We start from the raw sequence: 21,952 nt of genomic DNA, 5'->3' as shown, positions 1-21,952 counted from the left end.
TCCGGGCCGCCCGCAGCGTGGAGGCGTGCATGGCACCCTATCTGAGCGTAGAACGCATCGAAAAGCGGTACAACGACACACAGGTCCTCACCGACATCAACCTGAGCGTGATGAAGGGCGAGATGATCTGCTTCCTGGGGCCGTCCGGCTGCGGGAAAACCACGCTGCTGCGGATCATCGCGGGGCTCGAGGCGCAAAGCGCCGGCCACATCATGCAGGACGGCCGCGACATTTCGCGGCTGCCGCCGCAACTGCGCGACTACGGGATCGTGTTCCAGTCGTACGCGCTGTTTCCGAACCTCACCGTCTTCGACAACGTCGCGTACGGGCTCGTGAACCGCAGGATGAAGCGCGACGCGATCCACGAGCGCGTGCATACGCTGCTCGCGCTGGTCGGCCTGCCCGACAGTCATCGCAAGCATCCCGGTCAATTGTCCGGCGGCCAGCAGCAGCGCATCGCACTCGCGCGCGCACTCGCGACGTCGCCCGGCCTGCTGCTGCTCGACGAGCCGCTGTCGGCGCTCGATGCGCGCGTGCGCGTGCGGCTGCGCCAGGAAATCCGCGCGCTGCAGCAGCGGCTCGGCGTGACGACGATCATGGTCACGCACGACCAGGAAGAGGCGCTGTCGATGGCGGACCGCATCGTCGTGATGAATCACGGCGTGATCGAGCAGATCGGCACGCCGCTCGAAATCTACCGGCAGCCCGCGTCGCCGTTCGTCGCGGACTTCATCGGCCGCGTCAACACGATTCCCGCCGAAGTCGCGCAGGACGGCACGCTGCGCGCGGGCGGCGTCGGCTTCGACTGCCGGCATGGCGCGACCCGGCCGGCCCAGGGCGCGGCCGTGTCGGTCTACGTGCGGCCCGAGGATCTGCGCATCCGCATTCCGGGTGAAGCGGCCGACAACGTGCTGGCCGGCCGCGTCGAGAAGCTCGAGTTCCTCGGCGCGTTCTGCCGCGTGAGCTTCCGGATCGACGGGCTCGACGGCCAGGAAATCGTCGCCGACCTGTCGTATCGCGACGTCGACCGCACCGGCGTGCAGGCCGGCGCGCGCATCGACCTCGCGCTCGATCGCGAGCATGTCCGCGTGTTCCCGAGCGCGAAGGAGCGACTGCAATGAGCGCCGTCCTCACCGAACGCCGCCGCGGCGCGGCCGCCTCCGCCGACGTGCGGCAGCTCACGCACTGGCACGACCGCATCGCACAGCTCGCGCTCGTTGCGATGGCCGCGCTGATGTCGCTGTTCCTGCTGCTGCCGCTCGCGCTCGTCGTGCAGAAATGCTTCGTCGATACGGACGGCCGTTTCGTCGGCGCACACAACTTCGTCGAGTATCTCGAGGACAGCGGCGTGCTGCGCTCGATGCTCCATTCGCTGACGGTCGGCGCGCTCGTCACGATGATCGTCGTGCCGATGGCGTTCACGTTCGCGTATGCGCTGACGCGCTCGTGCATGCCGCTGAAGAACGCCGCACGCACGATCGCGCTCTTGCCGCTGCTCGCGCCGACGCTGCTGTCCGCCGTGTCGTTCATCTACTGGTTCGGCAACGCGGGGCTGCTCAAGCCGCTGCTGCACGGCCACTCGATCTACGGACTGCCGGGCATCGTGCTGAGCATGGTGTACGCATCGTTTCCGCACGTGCTGATGATCCTCGTCACCGCGCTGTCGCTCGCGGACGGCCGGCTCTACGAAGCCGCCGACGCGATGGGCACGAGCCGCATCCGCAAGTTCTTCACGATCACGCTGCCGGGCGCGAAGTACGGGCTGATCAGCGCGACGATGGTGGCCTTCACGATGTGCATCAACGACTTCGGCGTGCCGGTGGTGATCGGCGGTTCGTACAACGTGCTGTCGACCGACATCTACAAGCTGATCATCGGGCTGCAGGACTTCAACCGCAGCGCGGTCGTGAGCCTGATGCTGCTGTGCCCGGCGCTCGTCGCGTTCGGTGTCGACTTCTTCATCCGCCGCCGCCAGCAGTCGCAGCTCGGCGCGCGCTCGACGCCGTACCAGCCGAAGCCGTCGCGCGGCTTCGACGCCGCGATGCTCGCATACTGCGCGCTGGTGTGCGCGTTCTTCATCGCGGTGGTCGGCATCTCGGTGTTCGCGTCGTTCGTGAAGTTCTGGCCGTACCAGATGAGCGTCGGGCTGCAGCACTACGAGATGGGGCTGATCGGCGCCGGCATCTTCGACGCGTACAAGAACAGCCTGCGGATGGCCGCGACCGTCGCGCTCGGCGGCACGATCGTCGTGTTCGGCGGCGCCTACCTGATCGAGAAGACCCGCGGTGCACGCTGGCTGCGCGGCTTCATCAGCCTGTGCGCGATCCTGCCGATGGGCGTGCCGGGCCTCGTGCTCGGCATCAGCTACATCTTCCTGTTCAACGCGCCCGGCAATCCGCTGAACGGGCTGTACGGGTCGCTGTGGCTGCTCGCGATCGTCACGGTCGTCCACTACTACGCGTCGAGCCACCTGACCGCCGTCACCGCGCTGCGGCAGATCGACAGCGAGTTCGAGGCCGTGTCCGCGTCGCTGAAGGTGCCGTTCTACAAGACCTTCCTGCGCGTGACCGTGCCCGTGTGCCTGCCGGCGATCCTGCTGATCGCGCGCTACCTGTTCGTCAACGGGATGACGACGGTCTCCGCCGTCGCGTTCCTGTACTCACCGGACACGCAGCCCGCCTCCGTCGCGATCCTGAACCTCGACGACGCGGGCCAGATGGGCCCGGCCGCCGCGATGGCGACGCTCGTGCTCGCGACCTCGTCGTTCGCGTGCGTGCTGTTTGCCTGCATCTCGCACCGCCTGTTGCGCCGCACGCAGGCCTGGCGCACCCCGCACCGCCGCTGATCCGTTCGCCGCATTCACGTGACGTCCCGACTTCACCAAGGAGACACCATGACGCTCGCCACCCAGCCCATCCTGCTCACCCCCGGCCCCCTGACGACCTCGGAGCGCACGCGCGACGCGATGCTGCGCGACTGGGGTTCGTGGGACAGCGACTTCAACGCGATCACCGCGCGGCTGCGCGAACGGCTGCTGCAGATCGTGCACGGCGAAGGCACGCACGAATGCGTGCCGCTGCAGGGTAGCGGCACGTTCTCGGTCGAGGCGGCGATCGGCACGCTCGTGCCGCGCGACGGCCACGTGCTGGTGCCGAACAACGGCGCGTACTGCCAGCGCCTCGCGAAGATCTGCCGCGTGCTCGGCCGCAAGCTCACGACGATCGACTACAGCGAGGACCGCCGCGTCGATCCGGCCGACGTCGAGCGCGCGCTCGCCGGCGATCCGACCATCACGCACGTCGCGCTCGTGCACTGCGAAACCGGCGCCGGCGTGCTGAACCCGCTGCACGAGGTCGCGCAGGTCGTCGCGAAACACGGCCGCGGGCTGATCGTCGACGCGATGAGCTCGTTCGGCGCGATCGACATCGATGCGCGCACGACGCCGTTCGACGCGGTGATCGCCGCGTCCGGCAAGTGTCTCGAAGGCGTGCCTGGGCTCGGCTTCGTGATCGCGAAGCGCACCGCGCTCGAACGCTGCGAAGGCAACAGCCACTCGCTCGCGATGGACCTGTACGACCAGTGGGTCTACATGCAGCGCACGACGCAGTGGCGCTTCACGCCGCCCACGCACGTGGTTGCGGCGCTCGATGCGGCCGTCGCGCAATACGTCGACGAAGGCGGCCTCGCCGCGCGCGGCGGCCGCTACCAGCGCAACTACCGTGCGCTGATCGACGGGATGCGCGCGCTCGGCTTCCGGCCGTTCCTCGATCCGGCGATCCAGGCGCCGATCATCGTCACGTTCCATGCGCCGGACGATCCGAACTATGACTTCAAGCGGTTTTATCAGGAGGTCAAAAAGCGCGGCTACATTCTGTATCCGGGCAAGCTGACCGAAGTCGATACGTTCCGCGTCGGCTGCATCGGCCACTTCGGCGAGGCCGGCATTCCGGGCGCGGTCGCCGCGATCGCCGACACGCTGAAGGCGATGGGCGTGCGCCGCGTGTCGGCCGAAGCGGCGGCCTGACGCGCTGCATCCGCCACACCGCGGCGCGCGGCCGGTCGCCGTGCGTTGCGGTGCGGCGGGTTCGCTTTCGTTTTGCGTTTTACCGCCGTGTGCGGCACGGCAATTCTCTCGACCCTTACCGGCACTACATTCGATGCGACCCTTCTGGATCGAACAAGCACTGTTCAACGACGGCGATCTCGCCCCCGCGCTGCAGGGCGCGACGCAGGCCGACGTCTGCATCGTCGGCGGCGGCTTCACGGGACTCTGGACCGCGATCCAGGCGAAGCAGCAGAACCCGGCGCTCGACATCGCGATACTCGAGGCCGACCTGTGCGGCGCCGGCGCGAGCGGGCGCAACGGCGGGTGCCTGCTCACGTGGTCAGCCAAATTCCTGACGCTGCGGCGCCTGTTCGGCGAAGCGGAGGCGATCCGGCTCGTGAAGGCGTCGGAGGCGGCCGTCCAGCACATCGCCGACTTCTGTCGCACGCATCGCATCGATGCCGAACTGCGGCTCGACGGCACGCTGTACACCGCGACGTCGCGCGCGCAGGTCGGCACGCTCGCGCCGGTGCTCGACGCGCTCGCCGCGTGCGGCATCCACAGCTACGAGCCGCTGCCGGCCGCTGAAGTCGCGCGCCGCTCGGGCTCCGCCCGCAATCTCGACGGCGTGTATTCGCCGATCGCCGCGACCGTGCATCCGGGCAAGCTCGTGCGCGGGCTGCGCCGCGTCGCGCTCGAGATGGGGATCCGGATCTACGAGCGCACGCCGCTCGTCGACTTCACGCCGGGGCAGCCGGCCGTCGTTCGGACGCCGTCCGGCAGCGTGCGCGCCGGCAAGCTGGTGTTCGCGATCAACGCGTGGATGGCGAGCCGCTTCCCGCAGTTCGAGCGCACGATCGCGGTCGTGTCGAGCGACATGGTCATCACCGAGAAATGCCCGGGACTGCTGGAACGGACCGGGCTCGTCGACGGCGTGTCGGTGCTCGATTCGCGGATCTTCGTGTACTACTACCGCACGACCGCCGACGGCCGGCTGATGCTCGGCAAGGGCGGCAACACGTTCTCGTGGCGCAGCCGCATCGCGCCGGTGTTCGACCGGCGCTCGCCGTACGAGGCGCAGCTCACGCAGAGCCTGCGCGAATTCTTTCCTTCGCTCGCGGGCGTGCCGGTCACCGCGAGCTGGAACGGCCCGTCGGACCGTTCGGTGACGGGCTTCCCGTTCTTCGGCCGCCTCGACGGCGCGCCGAACGTGTTCTACGGCTTCGGCTATTCAGGCAACGGCGTCGGGCCGACCTACATGGGCGGACAGATCCTGTCGTCGCTGGTGCTCGGGCTCGACAACGCGTGGACGCGCAGCCCGATCGTGCGCGGCCCGCTCGGCCATTTCCCGCCGGAGCCGATCCGCTATGTGGGCGCGCACGTCGTGCGCAATGCGATTCGTCGCAAGGAGCGTGCGGAAGACGAAAGCCGGCGGCCGGCGATGGTCGACACGTGGCTCGCGAAGTTCGCGAGCGCGGCGGGGAAGGCGGACAAGGCGTGATGGCGGGCGCCATGCAATAAAGGGGCCTACACACAGGTGCGCTGCGAGACTGGCACCGGCTGGGTCCTGGACGATTTCTTTGATAAACGGAGCGGCAAATGATCAACGCGCCGACGATCACCCCAATCGGCTCGGATCTCGTCATCTTCGGCAGGAACTGAACCCGCCAGGCACAACGCGCATCGCGCACCGCACGTCACCATGCGAACGATGTAAACACAAAAGGCGCTGACCGACCGGTTCAGCGCCCTGTCGCTATCGACGCGTGGTGAAACCCGCGCCGCAACCCGCTCACGCGCCGGCTTTCTCGCGCGCCGCCTTCCCCGCCGCAGGCAATCCCTGCTCGTGCGTGCGGCGCATCCGCGCGAGGCCGTGCGCGACGTGCTCGCGCACCAGTGCGACCGCCTTCTCCTCGTCGCCGCTCGCGAGCGCCTGCACGATCTTGTCGTGCTCGGCCGCCGACACCGCGATCGCATCCTCCTCGGCCTCGATCGCGGCCTGGCGCAGCAGCCCGAGCTGGCGCACGAGCCGGCGATAGGTGTCGGTGAGATGCGTATTGCCGACGCCGACCACCATCGCGTCGTGGAATTGCACGTTCAGCTCGGTATAGCGCGTGACGTCGTGCGTCTTCGCGGCATCCTTCATCGACTGGATGATGCCCTTCAGCACCTTCAGCGTGTCGGGCGAAATGCGTTTCGCGAGCGCGCGCGCGACCGACTCGTCGAGCATCGCGCGCACTTCGTAGATCTCTTCGGCCTCGCGCAGCGGCACGACACGCACCGTCACGCCGCGGTTCTTCTCGTTGCGCAGCAGCCCGGCCTGCTCGAGCGCGCGGAATGCTTCGCGCACGGGGCCGCGCGACACGTTCAGCTTGGTCGCGATATCGACTTCGTTGAGCTTCTCGCCCGGCGCATATTCGCCGGACACGATCGCGCGCTCGAGCATGTCCTGGACAATCATCGCGAGCGACTGGCTTTGCAGGAGTTCGATGGCGTTGAGCGCGTTCGGGGCAGTCATGGTCGGGCAGGCAGCGACGCTGCGGAAGAAAAACGAGGGCGCCATGTCGGCGAATGATCGTTATATACCCTCGGCCCGATACATTGTCAACAGTTTTCAGTTTCCAAAAACCGGTTCCGCGTGCCGGAATGCAACCGGCACGCGGCATCGTGCGGCCGGCGTGAGCACGCCGGACCGCTCGATGCGGACCTGTCGTCAGGCCGTCTGCTTCACCGGCCCCGGGTCGCTCTGGCTCGGCCGCCCCGTCTCGACGTGGCCCGCGAAGCGGCGCACGACCTTGTCGTCGCCACCGCGCAGCGTGGTCGCGGTGATCGTCAGATCGTACCAGCCGTGGCTCGACGACAGCTCGAAGTGATCCTCGATGCGCTCGCCCGGCTCCAGCGTGTAGCTGCGTGCATGCGCATGGCTGTACGCGTTGTCGACGACCACGCGGCACGCCGCGCCGCCGCTGTTGCGCAGCTGCAGGTATACGTGGCGGTTGCGCACGTCGTAGCCGACCTTCGCTTCCGGGTTCGCGTGGCGGCCGTCCGCGGCCAGCCGCGTGTTGCCCTGGAATTCGCACAGATAGCCGTTCGGGCCATACGCGGCGAGATGGTAGTCGCCGCGCGCGGCCGACGTGCTCCAGGTATCGGCGAAGCGGTCGTGCGACGACACCGCGTAGCGGCGCGGCGGCGTCGCCGGATTGCGGCGGTCGTACACGTAGAATGCGGCGCCCGCGTCACCCGAGTTCGCGAAATCGAGCGACACGCTGTCGTCGCGGCCGTTCACGCGGGCATGCACGAACAGCTCGTACGGCAGCGCCCGCGCCGGACGCGTGCCGGGCTCCTGCGCCGGCATCGACTGCTGCGCGGGCACCTGGTACGCCTGGCCGGCCGTCTGGATGTGCTGCGGCACCGCGAAGCTCACCGTGCGCGTATCGGGTCGCGCGGAGAAATCGAATGCCGACGTGAGATCGCCGCAGATGGACCGGCGCCACGCGCTGATGTTCGGCTCCTGCACGCCGAAGCGCGCTTCGAGGAAACGCAGCACCGACGTGTGGTCGAACGTCTCCGAGCAGACCCAGCCGCCCTTCGTCCACGGCGAGATGATGATCAGCGGCACGCGCGGCCCGAGGCCGATCGGCTGGATGCCGCCCGGGTCCGCACCCGGCACGAGCGGGCTCATCTCGCCCGGGTACTTGTTCAGGTCGAGCAGTTCGTCGCCGAGGTTCGACAGCAGGTTCGACGACACGATGCCCTGGCCGCCCACGCCGCTCGTGACCGGCGGCACCGGCGGCACGACGTGGTCGAACAGCCCGTCGTTTTCGTCGTAATTGAGGATGAACACCGTCTTCGCCCACACCTCCGGGTTCGACGTCAGCGCCTCGAGCACCATGTTGATGTAGAACGCGCCGTCGGTCGGCGACGCCTGCGGGTGTTCGCTGTACTTGTACGGCGACACGATCCACGACACCTGCGGAAGCCGGTTCGCCTGCACGTCGGCCTTCAGCTCGGCGAGCGTATGGTCCGACGCGCCCTTGTCGACCAGCGGGCCGCTCGCGCCTTCCTTCACCTGGAAGCGCTTGAAGAACATCAGCGAGTTGTCGGTGTAGTTGTCGGTCGGGTCGCCCGGGATGCCCGTGCCGCCCTGGTACAGCTTCCAGCTGATCTTCGCGTTCTCGAGGCGTTCCGCGTAGGTCGTCCACGTGTAGCCGTTCGTGTTGTTGCGCTCGCCGATGCCGGGGCCGTTCGGCTGCGTGCCGTACACGTTGCGCGAATCGATCGTGCCGGTCCACAGGTAGATGCGGTTCGGCGCCGTGTCGGCGTGCGCGGAGCAGAAGTACGAATCGCAGATCGTGAACGCGTCGGCGAGCGCGTAGTGGTACGTGAGGTCCTGGCGCTTCAGGTAGCCCATCGTCAGCACGTCCTGCTTCTGGTTCACCCACTGGTCCCACTGGCCGTTGTTCCAGGACAGGTGGCCGCTGCTCCAGCCGTGGTTGGTGCCCGGCTGGAATTCGGTCGTCTGCTTCGGGTCGAGGTAGAACGGCAGCACGTACGGCGCGGACGGGTCGAGCCCGCGCGAGTGGTAGTTCTTCGTGAACACCGACGCCGGCGGCTGCTGCCACACCGGCGCGCCGTTCGGCAGCAGGTGCGGGCGCGGGTCGTTGAAGCCGCGCACGCCGCGCAGCCCGCCGAAGTAATGGTCGAACGAGCGGTTTTCCTGCATGAAGATCACGACGTGTTCGACGTCGCGGATCGTGCCGGTGCGATAGGCGGCCGGCATCGCGAGCGCCTTGCGGATCGCCGGCGGGAAGCCGGCGTAGGCGGCCATCGCGCCGGCCGACTGGGCGGCGAGGCGCAGGAAATCGCGTCGATTGGTGGCGGACATGAAGAGGATCCTGTGGGTCGGTAAGGGTGGCGCCGGTCGAGCGGGGCCGGCGGTCGGTGCGTTGCCGCTATTACTCCGCACCGGCATGTCCCGGCCGTGACCGGTTCCAGCAGGTTTCTTGCGGTCACCCCCAGCTTTTTTTCGAAGCGGCGCACGACGCACCTTTCATGTGGCCGACACACGCATGCGCTACGCTGACGCGCGATGAAGAGGGGGGAGAAGCCGAGTCGTGTTCGATCAGCTGAAGGCGTTCCATGCGACCGTCCGGCAGGGCAGCATCACGCGCGCCGCGCGCCACCTGGGCGTGAGCCAGCCGACGATCGCCGCGCAGATCCGGCAGGTCGAGCAGCTGTACGGCGTCGAGCTGTTCTATCGCAGCGGCCGCAAGCTCGAGGTCACGGAGACCGGCATCGAGCTGCTGCCGCTCGTCGAGAAGATGATCGCGCTCGAGGCGCAGGCCGACATCATGCTGCGCAACGTCGGCGGCCTGTTCGAAGGCCATCTGCGGATCGGCGCGACCGGGCCGTACTACATCATGGACGCGGTCGGCCGCTTCTCGCACGCGCATCCGTCGATCGCGCTCACGTGCCGGATCGGCAATTCCGAGGAAATCCTGCAGGCGCTGCACGAGTTCCGCATCGACCTCGCGGTGTCGTCGCAGCGCAATGACGCGGACGGCCTCGAACGCAAGGTGATCTCGACCGATCCGCTCGTGCTCGTCGTGCATCGCGACCATCCGCTCGCACGCTTCGACGCGATCGACGCCGCGCAGCTCGCCGACGTGCGGCTCCTGATTCGCGAGGAAGGGTCGGTCACGCGTCGCTGCACGGAGACGATCCTGGCGGCGGCCGGGGTCGCGGCCACGTCGGTCGCCGAGATCGGCAGCCGCGAAGCGATCCGCGAGGCGATCCTGCATGGCGTGGGCGGAAGCCTGTTTCCGCGCGGCGAGGCCGAGCGTCACCCGGACCTGCGCGTCGTCGCGCTGCGCGGCGTCGACACGACGATCGACGAATACGTGTACTACCTGAAGGCGCGCCGCCAAAGCCCGGCGATCGATGCGTTCCTCAGGTGCATCGTACCGGCGCAGTCCGCGACCCGCGACGCAACGCACGCGACGCGGCCGGTGCACGCGCGCTGAGCCGCCGCGCGTCACTTCGCCAGCGCGGGGATCATCCACGTCAGCACGTGCTGCTGCAGGAACACGAGCACGCCGAGCAGCAGCGTGAGGATCACGCTGTGCCAGAAGGTGCGCGCGAACACGATGCCTTCCTGCCCCTTCAGGTCGGTCGTCGAGACGCCCGTCGCGATGTTCTGCGGCGAGATCATCTTGCCCATCACGCCACCCGACGAGTTGGTCGCGGCCATCAGTACCGGATCGAGGCCGAGCTGCCGCGCGGCGACCACCTGCAGGTTGCCGAACAGCGCATTGCCGGACGTGTCGCTGCCGGACAGGAACACCGCGATCCAGCCGAGCGACGCCGACACGAGCGGGAACAGCGCGCCGGTCGACGCGACACCGGTGCCGAGCGTGTAGCTGATTCCCGAGTAGTTCAACAGGTACGCGAGCCCGACGATCATCATCACCGTGATGATCGCGATCCACGTCTGCCGCCACGTCTTCACCACGCATTCGAGGAACGCGCCGGCGCCGGTGCGCGTCAGCACGGCCGTGATGATCGCCGACAGGAGGATCGCGGTGCCGGTGCCGAGCGGCTGGAAGTCCCAGATCGCCGCATACGGCTTGTGGTACAGCGACACGAAGACCGCGTTGTGCAGACCCGGCCACTTGATCTTCACGTCGCCGATCGCCGCGATGTTCGCGTGCACCCAGACGATCACGACCACCGACACGACGATCCACGGCAGCCAGCCGCCGAACCCCGCGCGCGCGGCGCCGGCCGTCGCGGGCACGCTGCGCGCGAGCGCGTATTGCGGATCGGGCTGCGGCTTCCACACCTGCAGGAAGCCGATCGTGACGATCAGCGACGTGAGCGACGACAGCACGTCGGTGAGCTGGTAGCCGAGGAAGTTCGACGTGACGAACTGCGCGATCGCGAAGCTCGCGCCCGACACGAGCAGCGCGGGCCACAGTTTCGAGATCGAGCGCAGGCCGCCGTACGCGCCGACCACGTAGAACGGCAGCAGCAGCGCGAAGAACGGCAGTTGCCGGCCGACCATCGCGCCGAGCGTCGCGGGCGGCAGCGACGTGACCGCGCCGAGCACGGTGATCGGCACGCCGAGCGCGCCGAACGCGACTGGCGCCGTGTTGAACAGCAGCGTGTAGGTGAGCGCTTCGAGCGCGGGGAAGCCGAGCGCGATCAGGAGTGCGCTGGTGATCGCGACCGGCGTGCCGAACCCGGAGATCCCTTCGAGCAGGCAGCCGAAAGAGAACGCGACGACGAGCAGCACGAGGCGGCGGTCGTCGGGCAGGTGGTCGAGCATCCACTGCCGGAACTGGTCGAAGCGGCCCGACTTCACCGCGATGTTGTACAGCAGCAAGGCGTTGAACACGATCCACATCACCGGCACGACCGCGAGCGCCATGCCGGCGCCGACCGCGTTGAACGCGAGGCCGGCCGGCATGCCCCACGCGCCGATCGCGACCGCGAGGCCGGTGACGAGGCCGGCGAGCGACGCCTGCCATGCCGGCCGGCGCAGCACGCCGAGCGCGATCAGCGCGACCGCGATCGGAATCACCGCGACGAGGAACGACAGGAACAGCGAGTTGGCGACGGGCGTCAACGGCTGCGCGAACAGGATGCCGGGCGGCAGGGTTACGGTGGGATTCATCGTGTCTCGTGTCTCCGTGTCGACAGGAGTTAGCGCTTTAGCGCTTACTCCTGTCCCATGCTTCGCGGTCGACAAGCGTTAGCGCTTTAGCGCTTGCCCCTGTCCCGTATCAAACGTGCGTTCCACGACGGCGAAGATCGCCCGACGCTTGCGCATGCAACCATGCCGCAGCGCCGACCGATCGGTCGCTTAAAAAAGGTTAGGAGGCGCATCGCGCTTGCACAAGGAGGGCAAGCCCGATGCGCGCGGCGTCGACACACGGAATCCGCCGCACGCTGAACGGCGGCTGGCGCCGCACTGACTCGCACGCCAGCAAGCCGCCGACGCAATGTTGCTCAGGCGACAAAGGTGACTGACGGTGCGCGGGGTGTTTCGTTTGGCGTCCGAAGCCTAGACTGGCTGCATCGATTCCGCCCGCGCCGACGAAGGGCGCGGCGCCGGATACCTCACGGAGCAAACACGATGAAGACCATGAAACTTGCGGCGTGCGCATTCCTGCTGATCGGCTCGACTGTCGCCGCCCAGGCCCAGGCCGCGTCGACGCTGACGCGCGCGCAAGTTCGCCAGGAACTCGCGGAACTGCAGGCCGCCGGCTACCGGCCGAGTCTTGCCAGCAGCCCGGACTTTCCGCAAAACATGCAGGCGGTCATGCAGCGCGCCGCGCATGCGCGCGGCGACGCGGCCGGCTACGGCAGCAACGGCCATGCGAATGTGGAATCAGGAAAACCGGCACTGCCGCACGTGGTCGATCGCGACACGTACGCGCATCACTGAAGCGGACGAAACCGGGCCGGGCGCGTGACTGCGCAACCGGCCTGCCCGCCGCGCGACGCGCAGCGGGCCGCGGCCGTCAAACGCTGAAGCGGTTCAGCGTATACGCACGATAGGCCGCGACGAACGCGTCGAACGATCCGGCCTCCTTCGCTTCGAGCTCGGCCTGCTCGGCCAGCGACTTCGCGGCGAGCGCCTGCTCGGCGCGCATCGTCTCCGCCGACGGCGGGTTCGCGCGGAAATGCGCGGCATGCGCCTCGCTGTGCGCGCACGCGAACGCGAGGAACGACTGCCCGTTCTCGCGCATCGTGCGCAGCACGCGCGCCGACGGCGTGCGCTCCGGATCGGCGAGCTTCTCGCGCTGCGCGGCAATCGCTCGCACATGCTCGTCGCCACCGCGGATCTCGTCGAGACGGCGCCCGATGGTTTCGATATCGGTCATCAGGTCGTCCGCCCAGGCCTGCAGCGTGACCGGCTGGCCGTCGCGCGTCAGCGTCAGCCCGGGCTTGCGCCCGTCCATCGTCACGCTGCCGAAGTTCGCGTTCGCTTCCTTGTACGCGTCGCAGTCGAGCGCGGGGCTCTCGTCGAGCGCGCAGGCGAGCAGGAATGCGTCGATGAAGCGCGCGGTCTCCAGCGCGATGCCGGTCGGCTCGAACGGATCGATGTCGAGGCAGCGCACTTCGATGTACTGCACGCCGCGCGACGCGAGCGCATGCAGCGGCCGCTCGCCCGAATACGTGACGCGCTTCGGCCGGATCGTCGAGTAGAACTCGTTCTCGATCTGCAGCACGTTCGTGTTGATCTGGATCCACTCGCCGTCGCGATGCGTGCCGATCGCCTCGTACGGCGGATACGGCTCGCTCACGGCCTTCGACAGCGCGTCGAGATAGCCGGGCAGCGTGTTGTAGTCGACTTGCAGCGCGGCCTGCGCGGTCGTGTTCGAGTAACCGAGGTCGCTCATCCGCAAGCTCGTCGCATATGGCCGGTACAGCGTATCGGCGTCGAACGTGTCGAGCTTGTGCGGCTTGCCGCGCAGGAACTTCGTGTCGAGCGCGGGCGACGCGCCGAACAGGTACATCAACAGCCAGCTGCGGCGGCGGAAGTTGCGGATCTGCGCGAGATAGCGCTCCGACTGGTAGTCGACCAGCGTGGCAGTCGAGCCCTCTTCCGCATGCAGGCGCCGCCACACTTCCTCGTGCAGCGAGTAGTTGTAGTGGATGCCGGCGATGCACTGCATCGTGCGGCCGTAGCGATACGCGAGGCCGCGCCGGTACACCGTCTTCAGGCGGCCGATGTTCGACGTGCCGTAGTCGGCGATCGGGATTTGATCGTCGGCCGGCAGCAGGCCCGGCATCGAGTCGTTCCACAGCATCTCGTCGCCGAGCGACGCATACACGTAGCGGTGCAGATCGTCGAGGCGTTCGAGCGTGATCGACGCGTCGGCTTCCGCCGGCGTGATCAGTTCGATCAGTGCTTCGGAATAGTCGGTCGTCAATGACGGGTGCGTGAGTGCCGAACCGAGCGCGCGCGGATGCGGCGTGAACGCGATCATCCCGTCGCGCGTCACGCGCAGGCTTTCCTTTTCGATGCCGCGCAGGCCGTCGGGCAGATGCTGCCGCGTCGGGCCCGAGCTCAGCGCTTCGAGACGATTCAGCAGCAGTTCGGACTGGCGGTGAGTCATGGTGTTCGACATGGAGACGCAAGTGCGTGACGGCCGCGCGCAGGATGCCGCGCGGCCGGCTGGATTATTGGTCGCTTCGTTGGTAGCGGGCACTTTAACATCTCGCCGTCACGCGCGCTTGAGGTGACTCCGGGTGGTGCGCGCCCGCCGCGGCGGGCCGCCGGGCGGGCCGATGACGACGATCGCCGCGCGCGCGGCGGACCGTCCGTCGGCACCGCCGGACGCGACGATCACGCGAAATTCGTCGGAAGTAACATGAGCCGTGCACGCCACGGCGCCGCCAGGTGCAACCCGCGCAGCCGAACCCGCGATGCGTCGCCGTCACGCTCGAGCCGCCCGCACGCCGGGGGATGACGGCCGCCGGAACGGGTGATCGCCGTCAAGCGTCGCAACCGTGAGCACCGCCGACCGATCGCTGCCGGCCCGTCGCCGTTTGCGGGTCGCAGCGCGGCCCTGCCCCGCGCACCCGCCGGCCGGCCGCGGCGGCCGTCATCCGCCGCGCGCGCCGCCGGCCCGGTCGGCCACGTCGTTCCACAGATGCAGCGCCGCATACGCGCGCCACGGCCGCCAGCCTTCGGTGCGGCGCTTCTGGCTCGCGAGCCGGTCGAGCGACGGATCGCGCGCGGTGATCGACTGCATCAGCACGAGATCGGACGCCGGCCATGCGTCCGGGTCGCGCCACGCACGCATCGCGATGTATTCGACGGTCCACGGGCCGATGCCGGGCAGGTCGAGCCAGGCGCTCCGCAGCGTCGCGAGATCGGCCTGGGCGGGATCGAGCGGCACGTGGCCGGCCGCCACCGCGCGCGCCACGCCCGTCAGCGCCGCGGCCCGCTTGCCGGGCATTCCGATCTTCTCCAGATCGCAGGCGGCGAGCGCGTCCGGCGTCGGGAAACGCCAGGCGGGCACGCCGTCCGGCGCCGCCATGCCGTCGTCGTGCGCGACGCGCTCGCCGGCTCGCTGGACGAGCCGGCCGACGATCGTCGTCGCCGCCTTCACGCTCACCTGCTGACCGACGATCGCGCGCACCGCGAGCTCGAATCCCGACCAGGCGCCCGGCACGCGCAGCCCCGGGGCTGCATCGACGAGCGGCGCGAACCACGGATCGCGCGCAAGCCCGCTCCCGATCGCGGCCGGGTCGGCGCCGAGGTCGAACATCGACGCGACGCGGCGCGCGAATGCATCGTCGACATGCCGCGCGGCCGCCCCGTCGACCGTCGCGATCAGGCAATGCCGGCGCGGATGCTTCGTGACGGTCAGCCGGCCCGCTTCGCCGTGCAGGTCGACGATGCGGCGATACACGCCGTCGACGACCTGTTCGACGCCCGGAATCGCCCGTCCGCTGAAGAAGCGCAGCACGCGCGCCCAGTCGTACGGCGCCTTGAAGCGCAGTTCCATCTGCGCGGACGGCGGCACCTGGCCGCCATCCGCGCTCGACGTAATCGTGTTTTTTTCGATGCTCAAACTGCGTTGCCCTCCGCAACGGCTTCGGTTTCATCGTCGTGCGCATGGCGCGCCTCGGACGCGAGCAGCGTCGCCTTGCGGCGCACGCCCCAGCGATACCCGGCGAGCGCGCCGCCCTTCTGCACGACACGGTGGCACGGGATCGCGAGCGCGACCGGGTTCGACGCGCAGGCCGATGCGACGGCCCGCACCGCACGCGGCGCGCCCAGTGCCTCGGCGATCTCCGAGTAGCTGCGCGTTTCGCCGTACGGGATGTGCGTCAGCGCTTCCCAGACGCGCTGCTGGAACGCGGTCGGCGCGATGTCGAGCGGCAGGTCGAACGCGTGCCGCGTGCCGTCGAGGTAGGCGCGGATCTGCGCGACGAACGGCGCGAGCCGCGACGGCGATTCGACCAGTTCCGCACGCGCGAACGCATCCGTCAGTTCGCCGACGAGCGACGCCGGCTCGTCGCCGAACGCGATCCGGCAGATGCCCTGTTCGGTCGCGGCGACGAGCACCGTGCCGAGCGGCGTCGACGCGGTCGCGTAGTCGATCCGCAGGCCGGCGCCCTGGCGACGGAACGCGGACGGCGCCATGCCCAGTTCGCGCGGCACCGATGCGTAAAGTCGCGACGGCGAGTTGAAACCCGCGTCGACGGCCGCCTGCGTGACCGGCTGCCCGCTTTGCAGCGCCTCGCGCAAGGCGGCGCCGCGCTGCGCGGCCTGGTACTGCCGCGGCGACACGCCGACCACGCGCTTGAACAGCCGCTGCAGGTGGAACGGGCTTACGTGCACGGCGTCGCTCAGTTGCTGCAGCGTGAGCCGCTCCGCATGCGCGTCGAGCACCGCGCAGGCACGATTGACGATCTCGAGCTCGCGCGGCAGCCCTTCCGGCTGGCAGCGCTTGCACGGACGAAAACCGGCCGCGCGCGCGTCGGCTGGACTGGCAAAGAAGGACACATGCTCGCGCCGCGGCAGCCGCGACGCGCAGCTCGGGCGGCAGAACACACCGGTCGTGCGCACGGCGTAGAAGAACGCGCCGTCCGCATGCGGGTCGCGGGCGGTCACGGCGCCCCAGCGGGCATCGTCGGTCGGATAGGCGGTTTTCATCTGAACCTCGCACTCTCTAGTGTAGATGGTGCCTACTCTAGACATCGGCATGGGCCGTCGCGCCCTGAATCTTGCTCTGTGATTCGCACCGGCGAAACCGGGGGCACATCGCAATCGATCAATCGGACGAAACACCGCGCAAAGCGCTGCTCCGGCACCGCTTTCGTCATCGTCGCGTCACCATTTTGCTGCAGTGCGGCTGCGACCAATCGCCGTCCTGACCATTTTTTACACTCGGAATATTGCAACGCACCATCGCCGTGTGTATAGTTGGAACTGTCTCCTCCATGTCTCCTCCTGATATGGATTAAGCCCGTTCCGCTCTGCGTGAACGGGCTTTTTTTCGTCCGTCGATCGTGCAGCATTGCGGCATCCGTCGCCGGCGCGGTCTACACTCGGTGCACGCCATCCGAAGGAGTGCCCCGCTCATGAAACCGACCATCCGCGCGATCGATCACGTCGTGCTGCGCGTGACCGACATGGCTGCGATGACGCGCTTTTACTGCGATGCCGTCGGCTGCCACGTGGAGAAGGAACAGCCCGACCTGGGCCTCGTGCAGTTGCGCGCCGGCGACGCGCTGATCGACCTGCTGTCGGTCGGCGGCCCGATCGATCGTCCCGACAGCGGACCGCCCGGCACCGGCCGCAACCTCGACCATCTGTGCCTGCGCGTCGAGCCGTTCGACCCCGACGCGCTGATCGAGCATTTCGCCGCGCATGGCGCGCGCCCCGGCGCCCCCGCCGATCGCTACGGCGCCGGCGGCTACGGGCCGTCGATCTATCTGTTCGATCCCGAAGGGAACATGCTGGAATTCAAGGGGCCGCCCGCCGCGTTCGGCTGAGCGGCGCGCCGGCGGTCACGCGTCGGCGAATGGCTTCAGCACTGTCCATTCGACCGCGACCGGATCGTGGTCGGCGCTCGAGATCCAGGCGGCGCCGTCCTGCACCGTGCACTGCAGGCGCATCGTGCGCTCGGCGAGACGCCCGAGCGCGGCCGCGACGCCGTCGGCCAGCGACAGCACCTGCACGTTGCGCAGCCGCTCCACCTTGCTGCGCACGCCCTGCCACCAGATATCCGAAGTCTTGCCGCCGTACGCGATCACCGTGACCTGCCCGGCGCGGCCGGCCGCCTTCGAGATGCGCCGTTCGTCGGGCTGGCCGGCCTCGATCCATACGTCGATCGCACCCGTCAGGTCCTTCTGCCACAGATCGGGCTCGTCGACGTCCGACAGCCCCTTGCAGAATTCGAGGCGCTCGTGCGCGAACAGCGCGAACGCGACGATGCGCACCATCATCCGGTCGTCAGTTTCGGACGGGTGACGGGCGACCGTCAACGCGTGATCGCCATAGTAGTGCCGATCCATGTCGGCGATTTGCAGCTCGGCTTTGTAGATCGTGGATTTCAGCGCCATGCGGATACGGCCCGGGCGGGCATTCGGTTCGGTCGGGCCGTGATGATACCGAATGCGCGCCGCCCGGCGCGTGACGGGCGCGCCACAGCACGACGGCCCGGCATCGGCCGGGCCGTGTTCAGGTCGCGCCGCCGGCGGTTCCGGCAGGCGCGCGGGGGCGAGAGGTGCGCGTGCGGGTTACTGCTTGACGAAGCGCGAATCGGTCCAGAGGCCCTGCTGGTCGCTGTTGTCGGCGCTGACGAACTGGACGTCGCCCTGATCGACCGACACCACGCGGAAGCGCTGGCCTTCCGGCACCGACAGGCAACGGTAGTCGTCGAAGTACTGCTGCTTCGCCTGCGACTTGCCGTCACGTTCGTGACTCAGTACGGAGTCCAGATTGTCTTTCGACAGACAGCCCCACGCATTCTTCGTCAGCTGGATTTCCTGCTTCGGCTGGACAGCCGCATCGCCGCCCGCCTGGGCGATCGACACCACGGAAAATGCGCCGACGAGGGCAAAAAGGACACCGGTACGCTTCATCATGTTCTGTCTCCAGGCTTGCGGGCACCAGGCTCGGTTAGCTATGTGTTTAAAGGTGATCGTGAACCCGCGTTTTTCACTTTAGAAGACCGGCAAGCGATATCAAGCACATTTGTTGTGCGATCGCAATAGCGGCGAATTGTCGCACCCTGCACGCACCCGGTTTTTCACTTGCGGCGGCGTCTGCCGTCCGGCGGATTCGCCCGCGCCGCCGGAAGCAAAGCCTCATCCGGCAAGCCTTTCGGAGAAACTACAGTCCATCGGCTGAACGGTTTGGATAATTCATTTCAATAGCGGGACCATTTTGATGCGTTGCACATAAAGTCATCCGAAACGATCTGAATTTACCGCAGTGCGGGACCGGATTTACCTGATACAAGAAAAATGCCAGGTATAAGCGCACTCGTATTTACCCGTATTTTCCCCGGCAGGCTTGGCGCCCGCTGCAGCGGAGCCGCAGCGGGGCGTTCGCCAGTGTTTTTACCCCCACCTTATTTAGATCGCTTGCGGGCGCTCGAAATAATCGCGCTGGAAAATGCACATGCGATAAGCGTTGTGATATGCGCCGTTTCCGAAAAATTCTTCCTTCAATTCCGCCTCGTGCTGGAATCCGCATTTCTCGTACACGTGGATGGCCGCCGCATTCGACGTGTCGACGATCAGGTACAGCTTGCGCATGTTCAGCACCTTGAACGCATATTCGATCGCGAGGCGCGTCGCCTGCCCCGCATAGCCGCGCCCCTGGCATTGGGGCGCAATGATGATCTGGAATTCGCCGCGACGGTGAATGTAGTCGAGCTCGATCAGCTCGACGAGGCCGACCAGTTCGTCCTGCGCATCGACCGCGACGAAGCGGCGCTCGCGCTGGTCGTGCACGTGACGGTCATACAGTTGCGACAGCTCGGAGAAGGTTTCGTACGGCTCCTCGAACCAGTAGCGCATGATCTTCGCGTCGTTGTTCAGCTCGTGAACGAAGCGCAGGTCCTGGCGCTCCAGCGGCCGCAGTGCAAGCGTGTGCTTGTCGTTCTGGAGTTGCATGTTCGTGTCCTTTTTGATGCCCGCGCGCGCATGAAACACCCGTGCGGCGGCGCCGCGAACGGGGCGCGTTCCGCGCTGTAAGAAGTTGACCGCGGGCGAAGGTCAGAGCCTAGAATGGACACAAGGGTTCCTGCCACCGCAAGGAGGCTATCGTGATCGAGCAAGTCATACTCGGCATCTTCCTCGTGCTGCCACTCATGATCGTGGCTGCGCTGTTCTCCGACGAACTGTGGCAGGAACATCGGCGCCAGCATCCGCGCGACGAAAATGCACCGCATATCGATTGGAAGCATCCGTGGCGCCGGGTGCGGCGCGGACACTGAGCCGATCGCCATCCCCGCAGCGCACCCGCGCGGGCGGGGCGCTGCACACGGTGCAAACGGTGCAACCGCTTTCCGCCACGAACCGCCTCGAACCGAATCCCGCCCAACCAGCGAGCCGCCGCCGTGAACGACAAACCCGCTCTCCCTCCGCACGATATCCCCGGCGAAGCGATCGACCTGCAGATTGCCGACGTGCTGGCGGCCGTCCGTTACCCGGCCAACAAGGATGCGATCGTCGACGCCGCACGCGACGCCGGCGCCAGTAACGAAGTGCTGTCGATGCTCGACGGCCTGCCCGAACAGGACTACGCGGACGTCGATGCCGTCACGCGCTGGGTCGCCGGCAACTTCGGCCCCGGCCTCGGTATTTGAGCGCACGCCAATAACGCGATAGGATCGGGCCGCACCGGTTGCGCTGCGGCCGGATGCTTGCTGCCCGGCGCCAAGACCGGGCGTGACCGCACGAGTGCCCGGGGGAATCCATGGAAGGCATCCTGATCCAGCATACGACGCGTCGTCAGCTTTGGTTCGGCGCGCTCACGGCACTCGTCATCGTGCTCGCGCTGGCGATCGCCGTGCCGCACGCAAACGTCACGCTGCCGGCCGTCGAGCCGTTCATGCCGATGTGCGCGCTGACCGTGTTCACCACCGCGAGCATCGCCGCCTTCTTCCTCGGCGCGCAGTTCACCGTCACGCGCCAGCCCGTGCTCGGTGCGCTCGGCGGCGCCTATGCGTTCACCGCACTCGCCGTCGCGCTGCAGCTGCTCACCTTCCCCGGCGTGTTCGCGCCGCAAGGGTTGCTCGGCGCGCGTCCGCAAAGCGCCGCGTGGATGTGGGTCTTCTGGCATGCCGGCTTTCCGTGCTTCGTGATGGCCGCGCTGCTCGCGCGCGAGCGGCTCACGCATGCGCCGGTCGGCGCGGCGCAGACGCGCATATGGACCTTCGCGCTGGTCGGCGGCCCGGCCGTCGCGGCCGCGCTGCTGTGCGTGCTCGCGCTGAACGTGGCGCTGCCGCCCGCGTTCCATCCGCCGGGCGACACAGCCGCGCTGCCCGTCAACGGGATCGCGCTGGTCGTGTGGTTGCTCAATGCGCTCGCGCTCGTCGCCGTGCTGGCTTCCGGCCGACTGCGCACGACGCTCGACCTGTGGCTCGCGATCGCGGTGCTCGCCTGCCTCACCGACACGACGCTGAACCTGCTGACCACGAGCCGCTTCACGGTCGGCTGGTATCTCGCACGCGTGTTCAGCATGTTCACGCCGGGCGTGCTGGTGTGCGTGCTCGCCTGGGAAGTGACGAAGCTGTATCAGCAGCTGTTCGAGGCGCATGCGACGCTGGTTCGTTCGTCCGCGCGCGACGGGCTGACCGGCGCGTTCAATCGCAGCCACTTCAACGATCACTTCCACACGCTGTTCCTGCAGGCGCGGCGGCAAGGCGAGCCGTTGTCGCTGCTGATGGTCGACGTCGATCACTTCAAGGCGTACAACGACGCGTTCGGTCACGTGAAGGGCGATGCGTGCCTGATCGCGGTCGCGAATGCGCTGGCCGGCGCGGTGCGGCGGCCGGCCGATATCGTCGCGCGCTACGGCGGCGAGGAGTTTGCCATCGTGCTGCCGAACACCGGCGCGCGCGGGGCACGGGTCGTTGCCGAGGAAGCGCGCGAAGCGGTGCTGCGGATCGATCTCGCGATGCCCGGGTCGCCGGCCGGGCGCGTGAGCGTCAGCGTCGGTTGCGCGACCGTGTCGGCCGACGACCTGTCGACGCCCGATGCGTTGATCGAAGCCGCCGATGCCGCGCTGTATCGTGCGAAGGATGCGGGGAGAAACCGCGTCGTGGCGGCGTGAAAACGTCTGCGGATTGGGGATTTGTTACGGTCATTGTGACCGGAATAATCCGCCGTTACGGATTGCCGCGCCGGGAAACGATCGCTTACAGC

The 21,952-nt window shown here is 67.9% G+C and carries 20 protein-coding genes; 10 read left to right on the top strand and 10 right to left on the bottom strand.

Annotated elements, in window-relative coordinates; translation table 11 throughout:
* Positions 1-29 precede the first annotated feature (29 nt).
* The 4 genes from PL79_RS11790 (at position 30) to PL79_RS11775 (ending at position 5,546) form a co-directional block, all read left to right on the top strand.
* The gene (locus PL79_RS11790) at positions 30-1,121 is read left to right on the top strand and encodes a putative 2-aminoethylphosphonate ABC transporter ATP-binding protein (RefSeq protein ID WP_044847331.1); all 1,092 of its coding nucleotides are present in this window, start codon (positions 30-32) and stop codon (positions 1,119-1,121) included.
* Positions 1,118-2,845, top strand: a complete 1,728-nt coding sequence (locus PL79_RS11785; protein ID WP_044847330.1) for a putative 2-aminoethylphosphonate ABC transporter permease subunit — start codon at positions 1,118-1,120, stop codon at positions 2,843-2,845. The genes PL79_RS11790 and PL79_RS11785 overlap by 4 nt, the downstream gene beginning before the upstream one ends.
* 48 nt (positions 2,846-2,893) lie before the next feature.
* Positions 2,894-4,024, top strand: a complete 1,131-nt coding sequence (locus tag PL79_RS11780) for a 2-aminoethylphosphonate--pyruvate transaminase (protein ID WP_044847329.1) — start codon at positions 2,894-2,896, stop codon at positions 4,022-4,024.
* A 133-nt stretch (positions 4,025-4,157) separates the two neighbouring features.
* Positions 4,158-5,546, top strand: a complete 1,389-nt coding sequence (locus PL79_RS11775) for an FAD-dependent oxidoreductase (RefSeq protein ID WP_044847328.1) — start codon at positions 4,158-4,160, stop codon at positions 5,544-5,546.
* Between the two features lie 291 nt (positions 5,547-5,837).
* Here PL79_RS11775 and PL79_RS11770 read toward each other — a convergent pair whose 3' ends face one another.
* Together PL79_RS11770 and PL79_RS11765 are read right to left on the bottom strand one after the other, a co-directional pair.
* Positions 5,838-6,563, bottom strand: a complete 726-nt coding sequence (locus PL79_RS11770) for a phosphonate utilization associated transcriptional regulator (RefSeq protein WP_044847361.1) — start codon at positions 6,561-6,563, stop codon at positions 5,838-5,840.
* 195 nt (positions 6,564-6,758) lie between these two features.
* Positions 6,759-8,930 (bottom strand): phosphocholine-specific phospholipase C, encoded by a 2,172-nt coding sequence (locus PL79_RS11765; protein WP_044847327.1) that lies wholly within the window; start codon positions 8,928-8,930, stop codon positions 6,759-6,761.
* 229 nt (positions 8,931-9,159) lie between these two features.
* Here PL79_RS11765 and PL79_RS11760 point away from each other — a divergent pair, with 229 nt between their 5' ends.
* Positions 9,160-10,068 (top strand): LysR family transcriptional regulator, encoded by a 909-nt coding sequence (locus PL79_RS11760; RefSeq protein WP_044847326.1) that lies wholly within the window; start codon positions 9,160-9,162, stop codon positions 10,066-10,068.
* An 11-nt stretch (positions 10,069-10,079) separates the two neighbouring features.
* Here PL79_RS11760 and PL79_RS11755 read toward each other — a convergent pair whose 3' ends face one another.
* The gene (locus PL79_RS11755; protein ID WP_044847325.1) at positions 10,080-11,720 is read right to left on the bottom strand and encodes an L-lactate permease; all 1,641 of its coding nucleotides are present in this window, start codon (positions 11,718-11,720) and stop codon (positions 10,080-10,082) included.
* Between the two features lie 462 nt (positions 11,721-12,182).
* Here PL79_RS11755 and PL79_RS11745 point away from each other — a divergent pair, with 462 nt between their 5' ends.
* Positions 12,183-12,494, top strand: coding sequence for a DUF4148 domain-containing protein (locus PL79_RS11745; protein ID WP_044847324.1), 312 nt, complete (start codon positions 12,183-12,185; stop codon positions 12,492-12,494).
* A gap of 76 nt (positions 12,495-12,570) precedes the next feature.
* Here PL79_RS11745 and gshA read toward each other — a convergent pair whose 3' ends face one another.
* The 4 genes from gshA to ada all read right to left on the bottom strand — a co-directional run bounded on the left by gshA (position 12,571) and on the right by ada (position 16,724).
* Positions 12,571-14,184 carry a glutamate--cysteine ligase gene (gene gshA / locus PL79_RS11740; RefSeq protein ID WP_044847323.1) on the bottom strand — a complete coding sequence of 538 codons (1,614 nt, stop codon included), beginning with the start codon at positions 14,182-14,184 and terminating at the stop codon, positions 12,571-12,573.
* A gap of 96 nt (positions 14,185-14,280) precedes the next feature.
* On the bottom strand, positions 14,281-14,406 hold the full coding sequence (locus PL79_RS36880; protein WP_260426209.1) for a hypothetical protein: 126 nt from the start codon (positions 14,404-14,406) through the stop codon (positions 14,281-14,283).
* 255 nt (positions 14,407-14,661) lie between these two features.
* A complete protein-coding gene (locus PL79_RS11735) occupies positions 14,662-15,636 on the bottom strand; it encodes a DNA-3-methyladenine glycosylase family protein (protein WP_044847322.1) in 975 nt (324 codons plus the stop codon).
* A complete protein-coding gene (ada, locus tag PL79_RS11730) occupies positions 15,633-16,724 on the bottom strand; it encodes a bifunctional DNA-binding transcriptional regulator/O6-methylguanine-DNA methyltransferase Ada (protein WP_044847321.1) in 1,092 nt (363 codons plus the stop codon). The genes PL79_RS11735 and ada overlap by 4 nt, the downstream gene beginning before the upstream one ends.
* A 428-nt stretch (positions 16,725-17,152) precedes the next feature.
* Between ada and PL79_RS11720 the strand changes: the two genes are divergently transcribed.
* The gene (locus PL79_RS11720; protein ID WP_044847320.1) at positions 17,153-17,566 is read left to right on the top strand and encodes a VOC family protein; all 414 of its coding nucleotides are present in this window, start codon (positions 17,153-17,155) and stop codon (positions 17,564-17,566) included.
* Between the two features lie 15 nt (positions 17,567-17,581).
* Here PL79_RS11720 and PL79_RS11715 read toward each other — a convergent pair whose 3' ends face one another.
* The 3 genes from PL79_RS11715 to speG form a co-directional block, all read right to left on the bottom strand.
* Positions 17,582-18,136 carry a YaeQ family protein gene (locus tag PL79_RS11715; RefSeq protein ID WP_044847319.1) on the bottom strand — a complete coding sequence of 185 codons (555 nt, stop codon included), beginning with the start codon at positions 18,134-18,136 and terminating at the stop codon, positions 17,582-17,584.
* A 177-nt stretch (positions 18,137-18,313) separates the two neighbouring features.
* Positions 18,314-18,661 (bottom strand): surface attachment protein Sap1, encoded by a 348-nt coding sequence (gene sap1 / locus PL79_RS11710; protein ID WP_044848669.1) that lies wholly within the window; start codon positions 18,659-18,661, stop codon positions 18,314-18,316.
* A gap of 492 nt (positions 18,662-19,153) precedes the next feature.
* On the bottom strand, positions 19,154-19,696 hold the full coding sequence (gene speG / locus PL79_RS11705) for a spermidine N1-acetyltransferase (RefSeq protein ID WP_044848671.1): 543 nt from the start codon (positions 19,694-19,696) through the stop codon (positions 19,154-19,156).
* Between the two features lie 152 nt (positions 19,697-19,848).
* On the opposite strand from speG, the gene PL79_RS36115 reads away from it, so the two are divergent.
* The 3 genes from PL79_RS36115 to PL79_RS11695 all read left to right on the top strand — a co-directional run bounded on the left by PL79_RS36115 (position 19,849) and on the right by PL79_RS11695 (position 21,860).
* Complete coding sequence (locus PL79_RS36115; protein WP_044848668.1) at positions 19,849-20,019, top strand: hypothetical protein; 171 nt, start codon at positions 19,849-19,851, stop codon at positions 20,017-20,019.
* 123 nt (positions 20,020-20,142) lie between these two features.
* Positions 20,143-20,391 (top strand): DUF2795 domain-containing protein, encoded by a 249-nt coding sequence (locus PL79_RS11700; RefSeq protein ID WP_006756942.1) that lies wholly within the window; start codon positions 20,143-20,145, stop codon positions 20,389-20,391.
* Positions 20,392-20,501: 110 nt separating this feature from the next.
* On the top strand, positions 20,502-21,860 hold the full coding sequence (locus tag PL79_RS11695; RefSeq protein WP_044848667.1) for a sensor domain-containing diguanylate cyclase: 1,359 nt from the start codon (positions 20,502-20,504) through the stop codon (positions 21,858-21,860).
* Positions 21,861-21,952: the final 92 nt, after the last annotated feature.

Origin of the sequence: Burkholderia sp. USMB20 (genome assembly GCF_000949135.2) — a bacterium.
In the GTDB taxonomy this organism is placed as follows: domain Bacteria; phylum Pseudomonadota; class Gammaproteobacteria; order Burkholderiales; family Burkholderiaceae; genus Burkholderia.
The sequence above is the reverse complement of the archived record's forward strand: the minus strand, read 5'-3'. Positions and strand labels throughout refer to the sequence as shown.

Bases quoted from the DNA above. Each gene is read 5' to 3' on its own strand.
- PL79_RS11790 (WP_044847331.1), top strand. From the start codon at position 30: ATGGCACCCTATCTGAGCGTAGAACGCATCGAAAAGCGGTACAACGAC.
- PL79_RS11785 (WP_044847330.1), top strand. From the start codon at position 1,118: ATGAGCGCCGTCCTCACCGAACGCCGCCGCGGCGCGGCCGCCTCCGCC.
- PL79_RS11780 (WP_044847329.1), top strand. From the start codon at position 2,894: ATGACGCTCGCCACCCAGCCCATCCTGCTCACCCCCGGCCCCCTGACG.
- PL79_RS11775 (WP_044847328.1), top strand. From the start codon at position 4,158: ATGCGACCCTTCTGGATCGAACAAGCACTGTTCAACGACGGCGATCTC.
- PL79_RS11770 (WP_044847361.1), bottom strand. From the start codon at position 6,563: ATGACTGCCCCGAACGCGCTCAACGCCATCGAACTCCTGCAAAGCCAG.
- PL79_RS11765 (WP_044847327.1), bottom strand. From the start codon at position 8,930: ATGTCCGCCACCAATCGACGCGATTTCCTGCGCCTCGCCGCCCAGTCG.
- PL79_RS11755 (WP_044847325.1), bottom strand. From the start codon at position 11,720: ATGAATCCCACCGTAACCCTGCCGCCCGGCATCCTGTTCGCGCAGCCG.
- PL79_RS11745 (WP_044847324.1), top strand. From the start codon at position 12,183: ATGAAGACCATGAAACTTGCGGCGTGCGCATTCCTGCTGATCGGCTCG.
- gshA (WP_044847323.1), bottom strand. From the start codon at position 14,184: ATGTCGAACACCATGACTCACCGCCAGTCCGAACTGCTGCTGAATCGT.
- ada (WP_044847321.1), bottom strand. From the start codon at position 16,724: ATGAAAACCGCCTATCCGACCGACGATGCCCGCTGGGGCGCCGTGACC.
- PL79_RS11720 (WP_044847320.1), top strand. From the start codon at position 17,153: ATGAAACCGACCATCCGCGCGATCGATCACGTCGTGCTGCGCGTGACC.
- PL79_RS11715 (WP_044847319.1), bottom strand. From the start codon at position 18,136: ATGGCGCTGAAATCCACGATCTACAAAGCCGAGCTGCAAATCGCCGAC.
- sap1 (WP_044848669.1), bottom strand. From the start codon at position 18,661: ATGATGAAGCGTACCGGTGTCCTTTTTGCCCTCGTCGGCGCATTTTCC.
- speG (WP_044848671.1), bottom strand. From the start codon at position 19,696: ATGCAACTCCAGAACGACAAGCACACGCTTGCACTGCGGCCGCTGGAG.
- PL79_RS11695 (WP_044848667.1), top strand. From the start codon at position 20,502: ATGGAAGGCATCCTGATCCAGCATACGACGCGTCGTCAGCTTTGGTTC.